Source organism: Mesorhizobium sp. M6A.T.Cr.TU.014.01.1.1, assembly GCF_004022765.1.
Classification (GTDB): Bacteria; Pseudomonadota; Alphaproteobacteria; order Rhizobiales; family Rhizobiaceae; genus Mesorhizobium; species Mesorhizobium mediterraneum.
Genome location: NZ_RZPG01000001.1, coordinates 341,371 through 359,671, shown reverse-complemented (window position 1 = coordinate 359,671; position 18,301 = coordinate 341,371). Strand labels below are relative to the sequence as shown.

Genomic DNA, 18,301 nt, shown 5'->3' with positions numbered 1-18,301 from the left:
CAATCTGTCTGATGGCCTGCAGCGGTAGGCGCGCGAAATGGATTGTCAATGCCGGACGATCACCTGGGCTCCGACATCGACGCGTTCGAAGAGATCGATCACATCCTCATTCGTCATGCGGATGCAACCGGAAGAATTGGCTTGGCCCACAGTCCACGGCTGGTTGGTCCCATGGATACGATAAAGGGTGCTGCCGATATAGAGCGCGCGGGCGCCGAGCGGGTTGTTTGGGCCGCCCTCGACATACGATGGCAGTTCGCGCCCTTTGGCAGCTTCCCTTGCCACCATTTCAGCCGCCGGCCTCCAATCGGGCCATTGACGTTTGCTCGATATCCTGTCGCGGCCCGACCAGCTCAATCCGTCCTTGCCAACGCCAACCGCATATCGCAACGCTTTCCCATTCCCCATGAGGTAATAGAGGCGGCGTTCGGAGGTGTTGATGACGATCGAACCCTTCGGCTGGGCTTCGCTGGACGCGACGATCTCGCGCGGGATCGGCATCCGGTTACGGTCGTCAACGTAGCCGGAGTCCGGCTCGGAGTACGACGGCGAAATCAGGACGTTTTGCGTCTCATCGTAGCTCCACGTCCTGGGATCGTATCCGCTTTGTGCTTGCGCGCCTTGAGGCGCAATCCCGGAGAAAAGCAAGGCAAGGCCTACAAACAGGCCTAGCCGGCCCAGCAACGCGCAACCGTCGGCGGTGGAGCGTGTCGCGGCAATAGAGCTGGTTGTCAGCGGTTCGACAAGAATGGCGCCCGACACGTGGATTCTCCTGCTTTGCCCAGCTGACATGCTCTCGAGACATGGCGCGGCACACCATACCCGTTTGGAATACGAGCGCAACGTTTGGAACCGATAGTCTCCTGACATTCCAAATGGACTTTCTTTTTCAATATTGGCGCACTACAGTGAATGAGCGGGCAAACCAGCAACGCCGCGCGAAAGCTTTAGCGATGTTGCACTTTGTTAGGGCACTGATGGTGACGGAACGCGAGACCTGCAGGCCAGATTGTCGCCACAGGGCGGTGAAGGTGCAGGGGCTGGCCGCGGCAGTACTCGTGATGGGTCAGATATTGGGCATCGCGTGTGCGGACGCTGCCGAACCGCACTGGCCGGACGGCACCTACAAATACATCACCATCAACCAGGCGGTCGCCGACGCACTGGTGGAATTCGGGCGTAACATTGGCACCCCGGTGCATGTCAGTCGTTCGGTCAAGGGGCGTCTCAGCGCTGGCATGCCGGCGGGCTCCGCACGGAAGTTCCTAGACTCGGTTTGCAAGCGCTACGGGTTGGTCTGGCACTTCGACGGTTCGGCGATCAACGTCGTGGCGGAAGCCGAAATGCAGACCGAGATAATCAAGCTGGACGCCAAGGCGGCGGCCGGAGCGACCGAACGGTTGGACGCACTGGGCATCAGCGAAGCGCGTTTTCCGATCAAGGTATCCGAAAAGGACGGTGTGATCTCCGTGTCGGGCCCGCCATCCTACGTTTCGTTGGTCAGAAAGACTCTCGGGGTTTCCGCGTCGCGCGCAGCTCAAAACACTGGTGTCATTCCGGTCCGTGTCTTTCGCGGCAGGCAGGCGGAAGCGCAAAACTTTCCGGCCAAAAAGCCGGATAATTGAAGAGAAAGGCAAGCTCATGCAGATCGCACCCGTCGGCGCCCTTGAGGTTGTACTCGCCAACATGGCCACCAGCGTGGCCTCGCAACAGCAGGCCGCTGTCGCCGTCACCGCGCAACCGGGCAATCGCATGGTGGGCGCCATGCAGGAAAAACAGGCGGCGTCGAAGCTCAAGGCGCCGGATCGCAGTGCGGATGCATTGCCTGCCGGTGCGCAAGTCGCACCATCGCCATCAAACAGTGCCTCGGTCAAAACCGCGCAGTCCGTGAAAACCGAGCCGGCGAGCCCGCTCGTCGAACAACAACTCTTCCGTTATCTCACCGAACTGGAAAGTTCGGGGTTGGCGACGGGAAATGTCGATCCCTCGGCGCTGGCCAGGAAGGGGTTCGATTCGCTCGGCGCAACGATGGAGCAGTTCCAAAAGGCTTTCGATGCCGCCGGCCGGCCGGCATCTCCAGCCTCCGAAGCGGGGCCGGCGGCCGGCCCCGAAGAAGCATCTGCCCGCACGGAAGCTCCGCACAAACCCAACGATGGCGGAGCAGCCAACAGCGATCAAATCGTTGAAAAAATGCTGCAGAACTACATCTCGGTTTCATGGGCGGTGTTCGGTGCGTCGCTGGCCAGCAACAGCGTGACTTCCGCGACTGCGTCCCTCAACACCCTCGTCAAACAGCAATAGCGGGGGGATTTTGCAGAACCCAAGCCTCCTTCCGAAATGGCTGCCGACCTTGAAGAAGTGCAGCGCATTGTGCCGCTTGGCAGTCGTTATTCTGAGCATGCTGCTCCTGCAGGCCTGCTCGGTCGAACTCTACAGTGGCCTCGACCAGCGTCAGGCGAACGAGATCGTTGCAACGCTGATGCGCCACGGCATCCCAGCGCAACGCCAGTCAGACAAAAGCGGCACGATGACGGTCTCAGTGCAGAAGGGCCGCTTTGCCGACGCGATGGCTATTCTCGACGAGAGCGGGCTCCCTAAACAGGAGTTCGCCACGCTGGGCGAGGTGTTCAAGAGAGACGGCCTCGTATCATCGCCAGTCGAGGAGCGGGCGGCGATGATTTATGGTCTCAGCCAGGAACTGTCGCGTACGATCTCGGACATCGATGGCGTGCTTTCCGCGCGCGTTCATCTGGTGCTGCCGGAGAACGATCCGCTAAGGCAGCGATTGGTGCCGTCCTCGGCTTCAGTTTTCATTCGGCATCGCGTGTCGACATCGATGAATGACCTGATACCGCAAGTGAAGATGCTTGTGGCCAACGGCATTTCCGGGCTGACCTACGACAAAGTTTCGGTGGTGCTGGTTCCGGTCGAGGCGGCGGCACTCAGCCCGGCATCCGGCGACACTGGTTTCGCGACATTTCTCGGGCTTTGGCTGCATCCGGACAGCGTCGTCGCGGCGATGTGGCTGTTCTACGGATTGTGTGCCGCAGTGATCGCGCTTGCCGGCAGGCTCGTCTACCTCCATTGGAACCGGCCGCGCGGCGTTTATGCGCTCGAAACACCGCTGTCCGTGAAGAAAACATGAGCGGATCGATCTCGACTGCGCCACGCCACAGTATCGAGTGGCGATCATTTCTAGAATGGCCGGCCGACTATGCCGAGCCACGACGGTTGGCGGAATGCTTCGAGGGTGCAATCGGTGAGGATGCCTGCGAGCGCATGCTGCGCATGCAGAGGCTACGCTCCAGACTTTCGGCGCTGCTGCTGGATCATTACCGGCTCGACGCTTCCATGCCAGAGGTCGAGGAGCTTGACGCGACGATAGCGCTGTCGTCTGCCGAGCAACTCGAACAGATCGCGTTTCGCGCCGGCGCCATCTATTGGTCGGGCAGCTTCGCCGGCAGCATCCTTGGGCACACGACGGCGGCGTTGCACGAACAGCTTGGCGAAGCGCTTTGTACTTTCGCGATGACACACCGCGATCTGGCGGGACCAGCACGGCCGCTCGATCCGTTGGACGGCATTCGCGATCGTGTCTTTGCGGACGGATGGCGATGCATCGGTGCGTGGTGCCACGCCGCCCCGGCATCGGTGGGACGCCGCGTGCTTCTAAAGCTGCCACCCGACGATCTGGTTGACAGGCTTCCAGACGCGCCCTTCGCGGATACCGGAGCGGCGATCGTTCGGCGGGCGGCAGGTGCGGCATGATGGCAAGCGAAGCCGCAACGAACCAGGATTTGCCCACGCGGCCGCGCGGCGTCATCCTGCGTGCGGCCGAAGCCGCAGCGTGGTGTGACGGCTATGCTTTTCTCGAAGCAGCGCGGCGCGAGGCGGATCAGTTGCGGGACGCCGCGCGCAAGGTCTACGCCAGCGAGTACGCCCAGGGCTACGAAGACGGCATAGCCGCAGGCAGCACGGAAGCCGCGCGCTTGGTCAGTGAGACCGCCGTCAAGGTGGACCGCTACCTCGGAACGCTGGAGCAGGAAGTGATCGACCTGGCTCTTGATGTGGTGCAGCGCATGCTCGGCGAATTCGACGTCACCACTCTCGTCGCCAAAGCGGCTCGTCAAGCCGTCGCGGAGGTCCGTCGGGCGAAGTATCTGAAAATATCCGTGCACCCCAATGCGGTGGCCGTCGTGAGGGACGAACTGGATGCCGTCCTGCGCGACAGCGATGTGGGCTTTACAATCGAAATTAACGCAGACAGCAAACTTGCCGAAGGCACCTGCCTCGTCACAACCGATGTAGCTGTCGTCGATGCCAGCATCGATGCTCAACTCGCCGCCATCACGTCCGCAGTGGCGGGAAAGGAGCGGGCATGACTGGCACGATCGCCGATAGCATCGACAGCAAGCTTGCCAGGATTGTTCCCAATCTGCGAGAGGGACTGCGCGAGGACACCAGCAGACCTCGAAAGGGGCGTGTGCGGCGCGTAACGGGTGTCGTCATCCAGGCGACAGTCGAAGAGGTTCGGCTCGGCGAAATCTGCGAACTCGTCGATCCGAGGACAGGATTGAGGACGAAGGCCGAGGTAATCGGCCTGCTCGACGAATCCGCCGTCCTGGTTCCGCTTGGGGACCTTGCCGGCCTGTCCAGTCTGACTGAAGTGATTCCGACCGGAAAAAATCTGCAAGTCCCGGTGGGGCCGGGTTTGCTCGGTCGGGTCATCAGCGCGCTTGGAGAGCCGCTCGATGGCCGCGCCCTGTCGCCAGACGGCATTGTTTCCCACTATCCGGTCAATGCCTACCCGCCATCGCCGCTGGAGCGCGCGATGATCACCGAGCCGATCCAACTCGGCATTCGTGCGCTCGATGGTTTGCTGACCTGTGCGCGTGGGCAGCGTGTCGGCATCTTCGGCGAACCCGGGGTAGGCAAGTCGATCCTGCTTTCCGACATCGTGAGCGGTACGAATGCCGACGTTGCCGTGGTCGCGCTGGTTGGCGAACGCGGGCGCGAGGTGCGCGAATTCGTCGAACGCCATCTTGGGCCTGAGGGCCTGTCGCGCGCCGTTGTTGTCGTGGCGACCTCGGATCGGCCGGCAATCGAGCGTGTGAAAGCCGCGTACGTCGCGACTACGATCGCCGAATACTTCCGGGATCAGGGCAAGCACGTCCTTTTGGCCATGGACAACATCACCCGGTTTGCGCGCGCGCAGCGCGAGATAGGCCTGGCTTCAGGCGAGCCGCCGACGCGCCGCGGTTTTCCGCCCTCGCTGTTTGCGGCACTGCCACGGCTGCTCGAACGTTCCGGCCCCGGCAAGATCGGTTCGATCACCGGTCTCTACAGCGTGCTCATGGAGGGCGACGGCGCCATGGACCCTGTTGCGGAGGAAGTCCAGGCGCTCCTCGACGGCCATGTGTTCCTGTCCAACGAACTTGCTCAACGCAATCATTTCCCGGCGATTGACATAACGCGCAGCCGCAGCCGTCTCATGGATACTGTGGTGTCGCCCCGGCAGCGAGCGCAGGCCGGGCGCCTTCGCGAGTTGATCGCTCGCTACGCCGACATCGAGCTGTTGCTGCGGATCGGCGAATACGAAAAAGGCAGCGATCCCGTTGCCGACGAGGCGGTAGCCAAAATCGACAGGATCAATGCCTTTCTGCGGCAATCGTCAGCCACCCATGAGCCGATGGAAAAGACGCAACAGTGGATGCGGGAGATCGTCGATGAAAGAGCATGAGATGATCTCCCGGCTGCGGGATCTGCGTCAGCGGCGCGAGCAACGTTCGGAGAAAATGGTTATTCGACGTCAGGCTGAAGCCAGACGCGCGGCAAGCCACGTGCAGCAAACGGCTGACGCGATTGCGGCGCATCGCCGGCGGGCCGTCGCCGATGAGCAGGCCGCATTCGACGCAATGATCGGCCAACCGGTGACCATGCCGAGCCTCCACCGGTTACAAGGAAAATTCGAAAGGGCGGCCGCAGAAGCAATGCAGCTTGAAGACAGCCGCAGGGCAGCAGGCGCGGCGGAGGAAAAGTGCAATGCGGACCTTGCGGAAGCGTGGCGCCGTCACCATTCGCATTTCAAGGCGGTCACCAAACTGGACAGGTTGCTGGAGCAATTAACCCGCCGGGCGGTGGGCCGGCAGACGGCAATCACCGAACTGGGCGACGAAGACGACCGTGGCGGAATGCTGACCTCGCGCGACCAGTCGTGAGCCGCTGATGCTTCAGTCCACGCCACGAAAAAAGAGAGCGACTTCCAAGGTATCGGCAACCCGGATGACTCGCGGAGAACCGCTTGAGCTGACACAGGTCGCGGCGATCTATCTCGACGTGTTGAACGCCTTCTATCGCCGCCGTCGGCCAGTCGAGATAGCCGTGGGTGCCGAATCCGTGACGATCGAGGCTGTCTGGCCACTGCTTGTCGGACAGGAACCAAGCAGCAAGATTGGCGTCGAGATCGCAGGTTCCAAGGCATCGTTGGGGCTGCCGCGGGCGCAGCTCGACAAATGGCTGGTGCGGGCCGACCCTACCGTAGACCTCGAGCGCATTGCGCCCGGGCACGCGGCGCTGCTTCTGGAATCCTTCCTCGCCAGTGAGTTGTCCTGGCTGGAGGCAAAGCTCGGGGAAGCGATCGCGCTCGATTCGGTGAATGGCAGAAACAAGACGGCATCGCCGCCTTTTGGGTTCGTCGTCAACAGCGGCGAAGGGGCGTTTTCCTGCGCTCTCCGCTTCGACAATGCCGGCCATGCTGCTGCTATTGGCGAGCTTCTCAATGCAATTTCGGGCGAGGGCGCATCGTTGCCGGACAAGGTTCCGGTACTCGTCAGTCTTTGGCGTGGGGCGGTCGAGGTCAGCATCGGTGAATTGCAGAGCCTTCGGCCGGGCGACGTCGTGCTTTTGGATGGCATTGGGTCGACGGCGCTGCTGGTGATCGGAGAGCGCTTGGTCGCACCTGTCGAGCTGATCGATGCCGGTCCCCGCTTGATGGCTTCGCCCTGTCAATTCAACGGATCAAGATGGGAGTGGATCATGAACCAGAAGACGGCTCCGGATGCCGTGCAAACACTCGATGATGCCGCGTTGGACGACCTGCCGGTGTCGCTGGTTTTCGAACTCGGCCGCACCATGCTGCCGATCGGTGAGATCAGGCAGCTGGGGGCCGGCACGATCGTGCCGCTCCCCGGGCTGGAGAGCGAGACAGTGGACGTCATTGCCAACGGCAAACGTGTCGGGCGCGGAGAAATCGTGCGGATCGGCGAATGTCTCGGCGTGCGTCTCTTCGGCATGTTCGGCAATGCTTGAAAGCTCGCCCAACCTGCTTGGCATTCTGGTCGCGGTGGGCCTTGTCGGCCTGCTGCCGCTCGTCGTGGTCACGATGACGGGTTTCCTCAAGATCTCGGTCGTGCTGTTCTTGATCCGCAACGCCCTTGGCGTTCAGCAAATGCCGCCGAACATGGTGCTCTACGGCATTGCGCTGGTTCTCACTGTCTACGTGACGATGCCGCTGATCAGCGAGATGTCGCGACGCTTCGAAGAGGGACAGATCCAACTCCAGACGGCCGATGACATCGCAAATGCGGCACAACTGATGCGAGAGCCGCTGAAACAGCACCTGATACGCTTCACTCAGCCGGAGGAGCGGCAGTTCTTCCTCTCAGGCACCAACCGGCTGTGGCCAGAACATGCGCGCGAAAACCTTCGCGATGACGATCTTTCCATTCTCGTGCCCGCCTTCGTTGCGTCCGAACTTACCCGCGCCTTCGAGATCGGCTTTCTGCTCTACCTGCCGTTCCTCATCGTCGACATGGTTGTCGCAAATATCCTCATGACGCTCGGCATGATCATGGTATCGCCGGTGCTCATTTCCGTTCCTTTGAAGCTGTTCCTCTTCGTCGCGATCGATGGCTGGTCCCGGCTCATGCACGGGCTAATACTGAGCTATGGGTGACGCGGCCGCTTCATTCACGGGGATCACGCGCCATGGCCGATGACATCCTGCTGACCAAGGTCCAGGGTACTCTGCTGACTATCCTGTTCGCCTCGGCGCCGGCAATCGTCGCGGCGCTGGTGATCGGCCTTGTGGTCGGCCTCGCCCAGGCGCTTACCCAGATCCAGGATCAGTCGTTGCCCCAAACGATCAAGCTGGTGGCGATCATGGTCGTCATCCTGCTGTTCGGGCCGTTGCTCGGCCAGCAGATTGCCCAACAGGCCTCCACGGCGCTGGACGAATTCCCGGTCATTACACGCTGAAGATGGATCCGATCGTCGCGGTATTGCAGGAATTCCAAGTCTATATTCTTGCTGCGGCTTTCGCGCTGGCTCGGATGGCCGGTCTGATGCTGTTGATGCCGCTATTCTCGCGTGTGCGGCTGACGGGCGTGCTGCGCAATGGCGTGGCGCTGGCGCTCGCGCTTCCGTTGATCCCAATGATCGCCGATGTGCTCGGACGCTCGGACCTGACCTTGGCGATGGTCCTCGCCTTCATGCTGAAGGAAGTTCTCGTCGGCGCTACGCTCGGCATCGCGATGGGAATTCCCTTCTGGGCCGCCGAAGCCGCTGGCGAGATACTCGACCTTCAGCGCGGCTCCACAATGGGCTCGCTGATCGACCCGATGATGACCCACGAAACCAGCACCACAGGCACCTTTCTCGCCATCATCATGGTGGCGCTCTATCTTGCCGCCGGCGGGCTGGAACTGACCTTGAACAGTTTCTACGACAGCTACAGCCTGTGGCCCATCGACCGCCTATTGCCGGTTTTCAGCGAGGAGGCAGCAACGGTCTTCCTCGGCTTGCTCACTCAGGTGCTGACAATGGCGCTCACGATGGTGTTTCCGCTCATCATCTGCATGCTGCTTTCCGATCTGGTCCTGGCCTTTCTCGCGCGCGCCTCACCACATCTCAACATCTTCGCGCTGTCGCTTATTGTGAAGACGCTGGTTTTCAGCCTCGTCCTGGTGCTCTACGCTGCCTTCCTGATTGCCTATATGAGCCGCGACCTCGGTTTCCTCAATGATAACACGCAGCAAATCGAGGCCATTGGCTGCCGCGACTGCCTGTGATCTTGGTCCATTCGGCTGGCTTTGTTTGTGCCAAAAACAGCAACGTCGGATTTATATTAGCGGTATGCGGTAATAAACTGGATTTATCGACCAGAGAAAATTCTGACGATTTGACAGTCCGCTGGTCGCCAGCCGATCCTGCATCACCAATGCGTCCATGACAGGACAAGAATGCGTCCATGACAGGGAGACGCGTGTGGAATCGATCGCTCGCCTGTTGCCGCCGATCTACGAGGACCTGCGCCTTGTGGATGTTGCCCGGTTGCGCAGGATCATAAGGCTGGGGGCCTATGAAGGCCATACCGGAGGCCTGGCTGTCGGCAGATTGCAAGCAAGCCTGGTCGTCGTGCCGCGCAGCTTCGCTTCCGACTTTCACCGGTTCTGCATCAGCAATCCGAAAGCGTGTCCGCTGGTGGCCGTGGGTCGCGCCGGCAGCCCGTCGATGCCAACGCTCGGCGACGTCGATGTCCGAACCGACATTCCACAGTACGAGGTCTATCGGTTCGGCGAGCTGATCCGCCAGCAGCCGGATATCCTAGACATCTGGCGGCAAGATCTTGCCGCCTTCGCGCTCGGTTCGTCATCGACATTCGAGCACGCCCTGATCGAGCGGGGCGTCGCGCCCAGGAATTTTGTCGTGCACAGGGTGGCACCGATGTTCCGCAGTTCGATCAGGACGACGCGAGTCGGGGTGTTTGGTGGCGATATGGTGGTTTCGATGCGCCCGGTTCGCTTGAGTCAGGTCGACACCGTGCGTGCGGTTACCGCACGTTTTCCGCACGCACACGGAGCGCCAATTCATGTCGGTGATCCCAGGGTGATCGGCATCGAAGATATTGGGGACCCGGATTGGGGCGATGCTGTCGAAGTCCGGGAAGGCGAAGTACCCGTGTTCTGGGCCAGTAGCGCCACCGCTCAAAGCGTGGTGGCCGGCGCCAGACTCGAACTCGCGATCGTACAGACACCGGGGCACATGCTGATCACCGATGTCGCGGCGCGGGAGAATGTTGGCGCATTCAAGGTTTATTAGGCCACCGCCGAAGCTCTCAGGTCGAGGTCGCATTTCGCATTGTTGCCGGCTGTTGATTTCCGTTTGCAGCTGGTTGGAGACAAGAGCGAAGAACATCTCCGCCCCCACGATCACTAGGAATTTTCCACTGCATGCCGAATGGATAAGGATTGTGCGCGGATCAAAGTCGGCTTGCATAAGAGTGCGCGGCAGCTGGTCGGTGCAACTGCGCGCGCTGGCAATACTGTTGCTGTGGTGCGGTGCCGCAACGGCGATGGAAACCGACAAAGGCAACCTGACCGTCGTCACATCCTATCCGCCGTCATTCTTCGAGCCGTTTCAGAAGGCGTTTTCGGCCAGGGAGCCGAGCATTCAACTAACCATCGTCCAGCGCAACACAGCAAGCGCGGTGCGTTTCATCCGGGAAAAGCCGGATGTTCCGGCGGATATATTCTGGGCGTCCTCGGCCGACGCATTCGAGGTGTTGAAACAGCAAGGCCAGTTGCGTCGAACCGAGCCGCGGCCGACAGGCGCGCCGAATACGGTTTCCGGCTACCCTGTGAATGACCCGGACGGTTTCTATCTGGGTTTTGCTCTTTCCGGCTACGGTTTTGTCTACAATCCAGCCTATCTTGCGGAGAACCGGCTGCCGGTTCCCAGAACCTGGTCGGACCTGACCTTGCCGATCTATTCCGGCCATGTCGGCATCAGCGCGCCTTCCCGCTCCGGCACCACTCACCTTATCGTCGAAGCGATCCTTCAGACATATGGCTGGGATGCCGGCTGGGCGTTGCTGTCAAAGCTTGGTGGCAATCTTTCGACCGTGACGGCACGCAGTTTCGGTGTCGCCTCAGGTGTCGCGCAGCGCCGTTTTGGCGTCGGCATCACGATCGATTTCCTGGGTTCTGCGCCGAATTTTCCCCCCGGCAGCACGAAATTCGTGCTGCCGCCCGATACCGTATTCGTGCCGGCCAGTATCGCCATCCTCGCGCGCAGCCGCAACGTGGCCGCAGCCGAGCGTTTCGTCGATTTTGCCCTGTCGCAAGAGGGCCAGGAGCTTTTGCTGAAGCCGGAAATCAATCGTATCCCTGTGCTTCCCAAGTTCGCTGGGAAAACGGATCGGAACAGCATTGCTCTCCACGCTGGCGCCGGGCTGCTGCGTGGAATGCGCTTCGACGCCAATTTTTCCGCCCGCCGCTACCAGTTGGTCAATTTGGTGTTCGACGAATTTATCGTGCGAAAACGCGCTGCTCTCGCAAGGCTGTGGAAGCAAGCCGCCGAGCTGGCGGCGATTAACGATCCGGGCAGCGAACTCGCAGGAGCACTGGCCGAGGCGGTGCAGTATCTGGGCCGAGCGCCCGTCCCGCGCGAACAGGCGGCCGGCGACAACGAACTTGCAGACCTGAGCGACATTCCAACCGGCCTGCCCCTGCCTCCGGAACAGGCGGTGTTCTTGGACGCAGTCCGCACGTCGGTTGAGCATAATCTCGCCGAAGCCGAGCGGATTATGTCCCAAGCCTCCAGCAAGTATACGCGGCCCGGTTTCAAACCATGGAGGCAGTGATTCCGGCAGGGGCGAAACAATGGGCAGCCGAGCCGGAGGGCAAATGGCGTTTTGGCATTGGCGCGCGGCTCGTCACCGCCTTCGTCGTGATCGTCGGCTTGGCTGTCGGCGCGTGCCTTGTCGGATGGCTGTCCTATGTCCGGCTGGCAGGGGAATTGTCGCAGATAGCCCAAGCACACATGCCGCAGCTCGCCTTTGCTACACGCCTTTCTAAGGCGGGGGCCGACATCAACGCGGTAATGGCGAGCCTTGCCGGTGCGCAGACACGTGGCGCCTACACCGAAATACGGCGATCCTATTCCGAGCGCCTGGAAGCGCTGCAAATGCTGCTGGATGGGGCTGGCAACAACAGCGTCGGCAATGATCTTCTGCTGCCGCTGGCCGACGCGGTCCACCGCAATCTGGAGCAGATCGATCTGGCTGCCGGCAAGCGTTTTACCCTGGTTGAAGAAATGCGCTCGGCTGTTGACGAACTCCGCTGGGTTCAGGCCGACTTGCTGGAGGAGGCCGATCCGCTCGTCGAAGATGTCCGCTTCAACATGGAGACAGAGGCTGACCATACCGGTTTCAACAGTGGGGTCTTGCTCGAAGAACAAAGGAAAAGTGAAGCTCTGCTGACAGTTGTATCGCAGGCAAACCTGGCAACGGGATTGATCGGCCGACTGGTGAACATCGGCACGCTTGAAGACTTGCAGGAGACAAATGCATTCCTGGGAGACAGTGCTGATGATCTTGCGATCCGCATTCGCAGCCTCTCCGACTGGCCGGACAGCATCACCGTCCGGCAGTTGGCGGAGCGCGTCCTCAAGCAGTCGGATGTCCACATCGGGATTCCAAACCTCAAGCGCTCGGAGATGGCTGAAGCCAGCAGGCTGGAGACGCTGGCGGCGGAAAACCGAAGGTTGGTGCAGGACCTTGGCGCCCGTATCGAGGCTGAAGTCGTTGCCACCGAGGCAAGTGCTGCCGAAGCTTCCGCTCGCGCGGAGACGGCGATTGCCACCGGCCGCAAGCTGCTTCTGGCAATCGCAATACTGGCGGTCACGCTGGCTATCGCGATCGGATATTTCTATGTGCACCGAAACCTTCTGGCGCGAATCCGCTTGCTTGCTGGCGTCGCCGGCAATATCAGCGCCGGCCGTTCCGGCACGGCGGTTCCGTCGGGCGGCCGCGACGAACTTGGCGATCTTGCCCGCGCCCTGAACATTTTCCGGCAGACTCGCGACGAACTCATCCAGTCGGCAAAACTGGCGGCGCTTGGCCAGATGGCGGCCGGCATCGGCCACGAGCTCAATCAGCCGCTTGCCGCGATCAGATCGCATTCGCACAACGGAATGCTGCTGATCGAGCGTGGGCAGGCAGATCAGGCGTTTCGGAATCTCGACAAGATCAAGTCGTTGTCGACACGCATGGGAGGGCAGATCAGCCATCTCAGGCGTTTTGCCCGCCGGCCGGATTCGCATCTCGGTCCGGTCGATCTGGGCGCTATCGTCGAGGACGCGCTGAGCCTGTTCGACCATCGTGTCGACGAGGAGGGGATCGAGCTTGACCTGGCCCTGCCGAAGGAATCGAAACTCCAAGTGTTGGCCGAGCCGGTGCGGCTCGAACAGGTGGCGGTCAATCTGATCGCCAACGCCCTCGATGCGGTAGCTGGGGGCGAAGTCAGGCGGGTGAGCATCCGGGTGTGGGCGGAGGGTGCGAGAGGATTTCTCTTGGTCGGAGATTCGGGATGCGGTATCGCACCGGGAGATCTCGACTCCATCTTCGACCCTTTCTTCACCACCAAGTCCGCAGGATCGGGCCTTGGGCTGGGGCTCTCGATTTCCTACAACATTGTCAAGGATTTCAACGGAACGATCTCGGTCAAGGACACCGGACCCACTGGTACGCGGTTTCTTGTTACGCTGGATGAGGTCCAGAGATGAAGATGCATGACGTCATCCTGATCGACGACGATCCGGAGGTGCTGCAGGCATATTGCCAGACGCTTGAGCTGGAAGGGATGACCGTTGCTGCCCATGCCTCCGTGGAGGAGGGGCTTTTCGGCCTCGGTTCCGACAGCACTTCAATCATCGTTTCAGATGTGCGGATGCCGAACCATGACGGCTTCGATCTGGTCAGCATGACGAAGCAGATCGATGTGGACATACCCGTCATTTTGATCTCCGGTCATGGCGACGTACCGATGGCCCTGCAGGCAATGCGGGCCGGGGCCTGGGATTTGATCGAAAAACCCGCCGATCCGGTCCATCTGGTGGAATCGGTTCGCCGCGCACGCGAGCACCGCCGCATCGTCCTGGAAAACCGACGACTTCGCCTGGCTTCGCTGCCGGACGGATGGGAGACGCGGGTGATCGGTCATTCACCGACGATGGTTGCCATGCGCAATACGCTGGCGCGCATCGCCGGCGCCAAAACGGACGTGCTGATCACCGGGGAGACCGGGACCGGCAAGGAGGTCGCCGCGCGTGCCATTCACGATTTCGGTAGCCATGCGAACGGCCGCTTTGTCGCCGTCAATTGCGGTGCCATTCCAGAAACCATGCTCGAGTCCGAGCTTTTCGGTCATGAGCCGGGCGCCTTCACCGGCGCCCGCGAACGTCGCATCGGCAAAATCGAGTATGCGCATGGTGGAACGCTGTTCCTGGACGAGATCGAGTCCATGCCGCTCGCCGCACAGGTGCGGCTGTTGAGAGTGCTCCAGGAGCGCACCATCGAGCGGCTCGGCTCCAACAAGGAACTGCCGGTCGACATGCGCGTCATCTCGGCCACCAAGCACAATCTTCACGAGCTGGCCGCCGAAGGCAAATTCCGTGAAGACCTTGCCTACCGCCTCGACATCGCGCGCATTGAAATCCCGCCGCTGCGTGACCGCAGGGGCGACGTCGCGTTGCTGTTCCATCATTTTCTCGACCTCGCCGCGAAGCGACAGGGCTGGGTCGCGCCGAAAGTCGATGCGGGAAGGCTGTCGGAACTCGCAGCTCGTTCCTGGCCCGGCAATGTGCGCGAATTGCGTAATGTTGCGGAGCGTTTCGTGCTCGGACTGGAGGAAGTTATCGCCGACGGCACCGGCGCGCGCGTTCCGGCGGCTCGAACCGACACCTTGGAAGCTCAGCTCGATTGCCACGAGCGCCTGGTCATCCTCGACGCACTCTCCGCGCATGACGGCAAAATCGGCGCGACCGCGGAAGCCCTGGGCATCTCGCGCAAGACGCTTTATCTGAAAATGCGCAAGTTCGACATCGCCGCCAGAATGGATAATGCGGCGGAATAAGTGCCCGGGCCGTTACGGTTCTTTCCCAACCGGAGCACCGTCGATGTTACCTTGGTGACCCATCACTTGCCGGGAAAACCCGCGTTTGCGGGCTTCTTCCATCTGGCATGGCAGTTGCAATCCTCTTTCAACGAGCCGCCGCATTAAAGGGCGCGGCCAACGGAGGAGAAGACATGCTCAAGACCATTGCCGTGGCAATGCTGATTTCGGCTGCCGGATTGATGAACGCCTACGCGCAAGATGGCGGAAAGGTTACGGTGGTCACCTCGTTTTCCAAGGATGTGACAGATCCTTTGAAGGCCGGCTTCGAGGCTGCCAATCCCGGCTTCACCCTGGATGTGCAGAACAAAAGCACCAGCTCAGGTGTCAAATATCTCGACGAGATCAAAGCCAACAACCAGGTCGACTTGTTCTGGGCGTCGGCGCCCGATGCCTTCGACAGTTTGAAGGGTAAGAACCTGTTGGCGAAATTCACGCCGGCGGTCACCGGATTGCCCGACAGGGTCGGTTCCTACAATGTCAACGATCCGGACGGGTTCTATTTCGGTTTCGCCGCTTCCGGGTACGGCATCATGTGGAACGAGCGTTATCTCGAGGCCAACGGCCTGGCGAAACCGGCCGAATGGAGTGATTTGACGAAGCCCGAATATTTCGACCACATCGCGATTGCGGCGCCGTCGCGCTCGGGCACGACGCATCTGACCATCGAGACGATTCTGCAGGGCGAAGGGTGGGACAAGGGCTGGGCCACGCTGAAGGCGATGGGCGGTAATCTGCAGCAGGTGACCGAACGCTCCTTTGGAGTTCCGGATGCGGTGAATTCGGGGCAGACCGGCATCGGCGTCGTCATCGACTTCTTCGCTTTCTCGGCCCAAGCCAGCGGCTTTCCGGTCGGCTTCGCCTATCCGTCGGTGACGACGGTGGTCCCGGCCAACGTCGCGATCGTCGCCAACGCGCCGAACCGGAAGGGCGCCGAGGCGTTCATCAACTATCTGCTTTCGGAGCCGGGTCAAACGGTGCTTCTGGAACCTTCGATCCGCCGGTTGCCGATCAATCCAGCACTTTATGCAAAAGCGCCGGAGGGATTCCCGAACCCGTTCAAGGATGCCCGCTTCCAGTCGATGGTCTCCTTCGATGCCGACGTCTCGAAGAAGCGCACCGACGTTGTTGATACGCTCTACGATCAACTCATCACCTTTCAGCTCGATAATCTGAAGGCCGCGACGAGGGCCATTCACGACACGGAAATCGCCTTGGCGGCTGGCGAGAATGCCCAAGCGCGGACTCTGCTCGACGAGGCACGCGGCATGATTGCTGCAATACCGATCAGCGCCGAGCAGGCGGCGAGCGCCGAGATCGGCGACGCCTTCACCGGCGGCGATCAGAAGACGGCCCGCCAGGCCCAACTCGAACAGCAGTGGGCAGCCTTTGCGACTGAAAAATACGCTGCTGCCAAGGCCAAGGCGGAAGAGGCACTGGCGCTCACCCAGTAACGGCGCCTGCAATCTGCGTAGCGCCACTCGAAGGCTGTCCGGTTTCCGGGCAGCGCCACCGGAGCGGTACAGCCGTCATTCGCGGCGTCGCCGGGTGACCGCCTTGAACGTCTCGTCGAGGTCGAACGCGTGACAGCGCGGTCGCCGAGCGGCAGCTTTCATCGGGAGTCAAGCATGACCTATGCCCTTTCCAGCCCCTCGCAGCGTGTATCGTCGAGACCAGGACAAACGGCGGCAGTGCTGGTGATCGCACTCTTCCTGGGGGTGTTCCTCATCGTTCCGGCAGGCACGGTCATCTACACAGCGTTCACGGAAAAAGGCACCGGGACGTTTACCTTCGTCAACTTCTTCGATTTCTTCGGCACCGACCTGTTCGTCCGCTCGTTCTGGAACTCGGTGTACGTTTCAGGCATGTCTGTGATCTGGGCGACGGTGCTCGCGCTGCCGCTTGCGGTACTCACCACACGTTTCGAATTTCGCGGCGCCATCGTTATACAGACGCTGGGTTTCGTGCCGTTGATCATGCCGCCCTTCGTCGGTGCGGTGGCGATGCAGTTGCTGTTCGGCCGCAACGGAACGGTGAACCTGCTGCTCAACGACTGGTGCGGCTTCAAGCTGCCTTTCATGGACGGCCCGAACGGCGTCATCTTCGTGCAATCGCTGCACTATTTCCCATTCATCCTGATCAATCTGTCGACCAGCCTGCGCAATATCGACCGTGCGATGGAAGAGGCCGCCCAGAATCTTGGCGCGTCCGGATTTCGCCTGTTCAGGCGCATCGTCTTTCCGCTCGCCATGCCTGGCTATCTTGCCGGAGCCTCGCTGGTCTTCGTGAAAGTCTTCGATGATCTCGCCACGCCGCTGCTGCTTAACGTCAAGGACATGCTGGCGCCGCAAGCCTATCTGCGTGTCACCTCGGTCGGCCTCACCGATCCGATGGGTTATGTCATTTCGGTCATTCTGATCGCGGTGTCGATCTTTGCCATGTGGGTGTCGGCGATCACCATGCGCGGCAAAGACTATTCGACCGTTCAGCGCGGCGGTGGCGGCCTGTCGCGACGCCAGCTCGGAACTGGAGAAAGCGTCGTTGCCTATGGCGTCGTCATGCTTATCCTGCTTCTGGTGCTGTCGCCGCATATCGGCCTACTGCTTCTCTCCCTCGCGACGGTCTGGTCGTTCAGCCCATTGCCGGATGCATTCACCGTGGCGCATTACGGCCGCGTCTTCGGGGAGAGTTCGCTCTACATCAAGAACACGCTGATCTATGCATCGCTCGCTGGCCTGATCGACGTGGTCGTCGGCGGTGCCATCGCCTATCTCGTGCTTCGGACCAGGATCGTCGGTCGCCGTTGGCTCGACTGGGCCGCAACCTCGGCACTCGCCATCCCCGGCGTCGTGCTTGGCATCGGGTATCTCCGCACCTTCTACGGCGTCACGTTGCCTGATGGCACGCCGCTGGCGACGCTCTGGGTCATGGTCGTCCTCGCGCTTGCGATCCGCCGCCTGCCTTATGCGCTACGCGCCTGTTACGCGGCTCTCCAGCAGGTTTCGGAATCGCTCGAGGAGGCCGCGGAAAATCTCGGCGCCACTAAATTGCGCACCGTCAAACGGGTCGTGCTGCCGCTGATGATGGGGGGCCTGCTCGCTGGTTTCGTTACCAGCTTCTCCACCGCGGCGGTGGAATTGTCGGCGACGCTGATGCTGATCCAAAGCAATTCGGACGCGCCGATCGCCTACGGGCTTTACGTCTTCATGCAATCGCCTGCCGGCCGCGGCCCTGGTGCCGCGCTCGGTGTCACCGCCGTCGTCATGGTGGCGCTCTGCACCCTTCTGTCCCACTACCTGATCGAACGGCGCCAGAAGGCAAACGGAATGGCCAAGTGAGCCAAAGGAGAA

At 61.1% G+C, this 18,301-nt stretch carries 18 protein-coding genes; 17 read left to right on the top strand and 1 reads right to left on the bottom strand.

Annotated features, from left to right (window positions below; translation table 11 throughout):
- Positions 1–45 precede the first annotated feature (45 nt).
- Positions 46–762: a L,D-transpeptidase gene (locus EN885_RS01690; RefSeq protein ID WP_245492972.1), complete on the bottom strand. Its 717-nt coding sequence runs from the start codon at positions 760–762 to the stop codon at positions 46–48.
- Between the two features lie 113 nt (positions 763–875).
- Here EN885_RS01690 and EN885_RS01685 point away from each other — a divergent pair, with 113 nt between their 5' ends.
- The 17 genes from EN885_RS01685 (at position 876) to EN885_RS01605 (ending at position 18,289) form a co-directional block, all read left to right on the top strand.
- Positions 876–1,625, top strand: coding sequence for a type III secretion protein (locus EN885_RS01685; RefSeq protein ID WP_245492971.1), 750 nt, complete (start codon positions 876–878; stop codon positions 1,623–1,625).
- A 16-nt stretch (positions 1,626–1,641) separates the two neighbouring features.
- Positions 1,642–2,301: a hypothetical protein gene (locus EN885_RS01680; protein WP_128242410.1), complete on the top strand. Its 660-nt coding sequence runs from the start codon at positions 1,642–1,644 to the stop codon at positions 2,299–2,301.
- A 76-nt stretch (positions 2,302–2,377) separates the two neighbouring features.
- The gene (gene sctJ, locus EN885_RS01675) at positions 2,378–3,145 is read left to right on the top strand and encodes a type III secretion inner membrane ring lipoprotein SctJ (RefSeq protein WP_245492970.1); all 768 of its coding nucleotides are present in this window, start codon (positions 2,378–2,380) and stop codon (positions 3,143–3,145) included.
- Positions 3,142–3,768 carry a SctK family type III secretion system sorting platform protein gene (locus EN885_RS01670; protein ID WP_128242409.1) on the top strand — a complete coding sequence of 209 codons (627 nt, stop codon included), beginning with the start codon at positions 3,142–3,144 and terminating at the stop codon, positions 3,766–3,768. The genes sctJ and EN885_RS01670 overlap by 4 nt, the downstream gene beginning before the upstream one ends.
- Complete coding sequence (gene sctL, locus EN885_RS01665) at positions 3,765–4,382, top strand: type III secretion system stator protein SctL (RefSeq protein WP_245492969.1); 618 nt, start codon at positions 3,765–3,767, stop codon at positions 4,380–4,382. The genes EN885_RS01670 and sctL overlap by 4 nt, the downstream gene beginning before the upstream one ends.
- Positions 4,379–5,740, top strand: a complete 1,362-nt coding sequence (locus EN885_RS01660) for a FliI/YscN family ATPase (RefSeq protein ID WP_128242408.1) — start codon at positions 4,379–4,381, stop codon at positions 5,738–5,740. Before sctL ends, EN885_RS01660 begins: the two co-directional genes overlap by 4 nt.
- Positions 5,727–6,218, top strand: a complete 492-nt coding sequence (locus tag EN885_RS01655) for a YscO family type III secretion system apparatus protein (protein WP_164897754.1) — start codon at positions 5,727–5,729, stop codon at positions 6,216–6,218. Before EN885_RS01660 ends, EN885_RS01655 begins: the two co-directional genes overlap by 14 nt.
- Positions 6,219–6,282: 64 nt before the next feature.
- Complete coding sequence (locus EN885_RS01650; RefSeq protein ID WP_164897753.1) at positions 6,283–7,308, top strand: FliM/FliN family flagellar motor switch protein; 1,026 nt, start codon at positions 6,283–6,285, stop codon at positions 7,306–7,308.
- Positions 7,301–7,954, top strand: coding sequence for a type III secretion system export apparatus subunit SctR (gene sctR / locus EN885_RS01645; protein ID WP_128242405.1), 654 nt, complete (start codon positions 7,301–7,303; stop codon positions 7,952–7,954). Before EN885_RS01650 ends, sctR begins: the two co-directional genes overlap by 8 nt.
- 32 nt (positions 7,955–7,986) lie before the next feature.
- Positions 7,987–8,256 carry a flagellar biosynthetic protein FliQ gene (locus EN885_RS01640; RefSeq protein ID WP_128242404.1) on the top strand — a complete coding sequence of 90 codons (270 nt, stop codon included), beginning with the start codon at positions 7,987–7,989 and terminating at the stop codon, positions 8,254–8,256.
- Between the two features lie 2 nt (positions 8,257–8,258).
- Complete coding sequence (gene sctT, locus EN885_RS01635; protein ID WP_245492968.1) at positions 8,259–9,068, top strand: type III secretion system export apparatus subunit SctT; 810 nt, start codon at positions 8,259–8,261, stop codon at positions 9,066–9,068.
- Positions 9,069–9,264: 196 nt separating this feature from the next.
- Entirely contained in the window at positions 9,265–10,098 is an 834-nt protein-coding gene (locus EN885_RS01630; RefSeq protein ID WP_245492967.1) for a DUF1445 domain-containing protein, read from the top strand.
- Positions 10,099–10,249: 151 nt separating this feature from the next.
- Entirely contained in the window at positions 10,250–11,641 is a 1,392-nt protein-coding gene (locus tag EN885_RS01625; RefSeq protein ID WP_245492966.1) for an extracellular solute-binding protein, read from the top strand.
- Positions 11,629–13,563: an ATP-binding protein gene (locus tag EN885_RS01620; RefSeq protein ID WP_128242401.1), complete on the top strand. Its 1,935-nt coding sequence runs from the start codon at positions 11,629–11,631 to the stop codon at positions 13,561–13,563. The genes EN885_RS01625 and EN885_RS01620 overlap by 13 nt, the downstream gene beginning before the upstream one ends.
- Complete coding sequence (locus EN885_RS01615) at positions 13,560–14,912, top strand: sigma-54 dependent transcriptional regulator (RefSeq protein WP_206616793.1); 1,353 nt, start codon at positions 13,560–13,562, stop codon at positions 14,910–14,912. Before EN885_RS01620 ends, EN885_RS01615 begins: the two co-directional genes overlap by 4 nt.
- Positions 14,913–15,085: 173 nt before the next feature.
- Entirely contained in the window at positions 15,086–16,405 is a 1,320-nt protein-coding gene (locus EN885_RS01610) for an extracellular solute-binding protein (protein ID WP_128242400.1), read from the top strand.
- Between the two features lie 174 nt (positions 16,406–16,579).
- Positions 16,580–18,289 (top strand): iron ABC transporter permease, encoded by a 1,710-nt coding sequence (locus EN885_RS01605; protein ID WP_128242399.1) that lies wholly within the window; start codon positions 16,580–16,582, stop codon positions 18,287–18,289.
- The last annotated feature ends 12 nt before the right edge of the window (positions 18,290–18,301 follow it).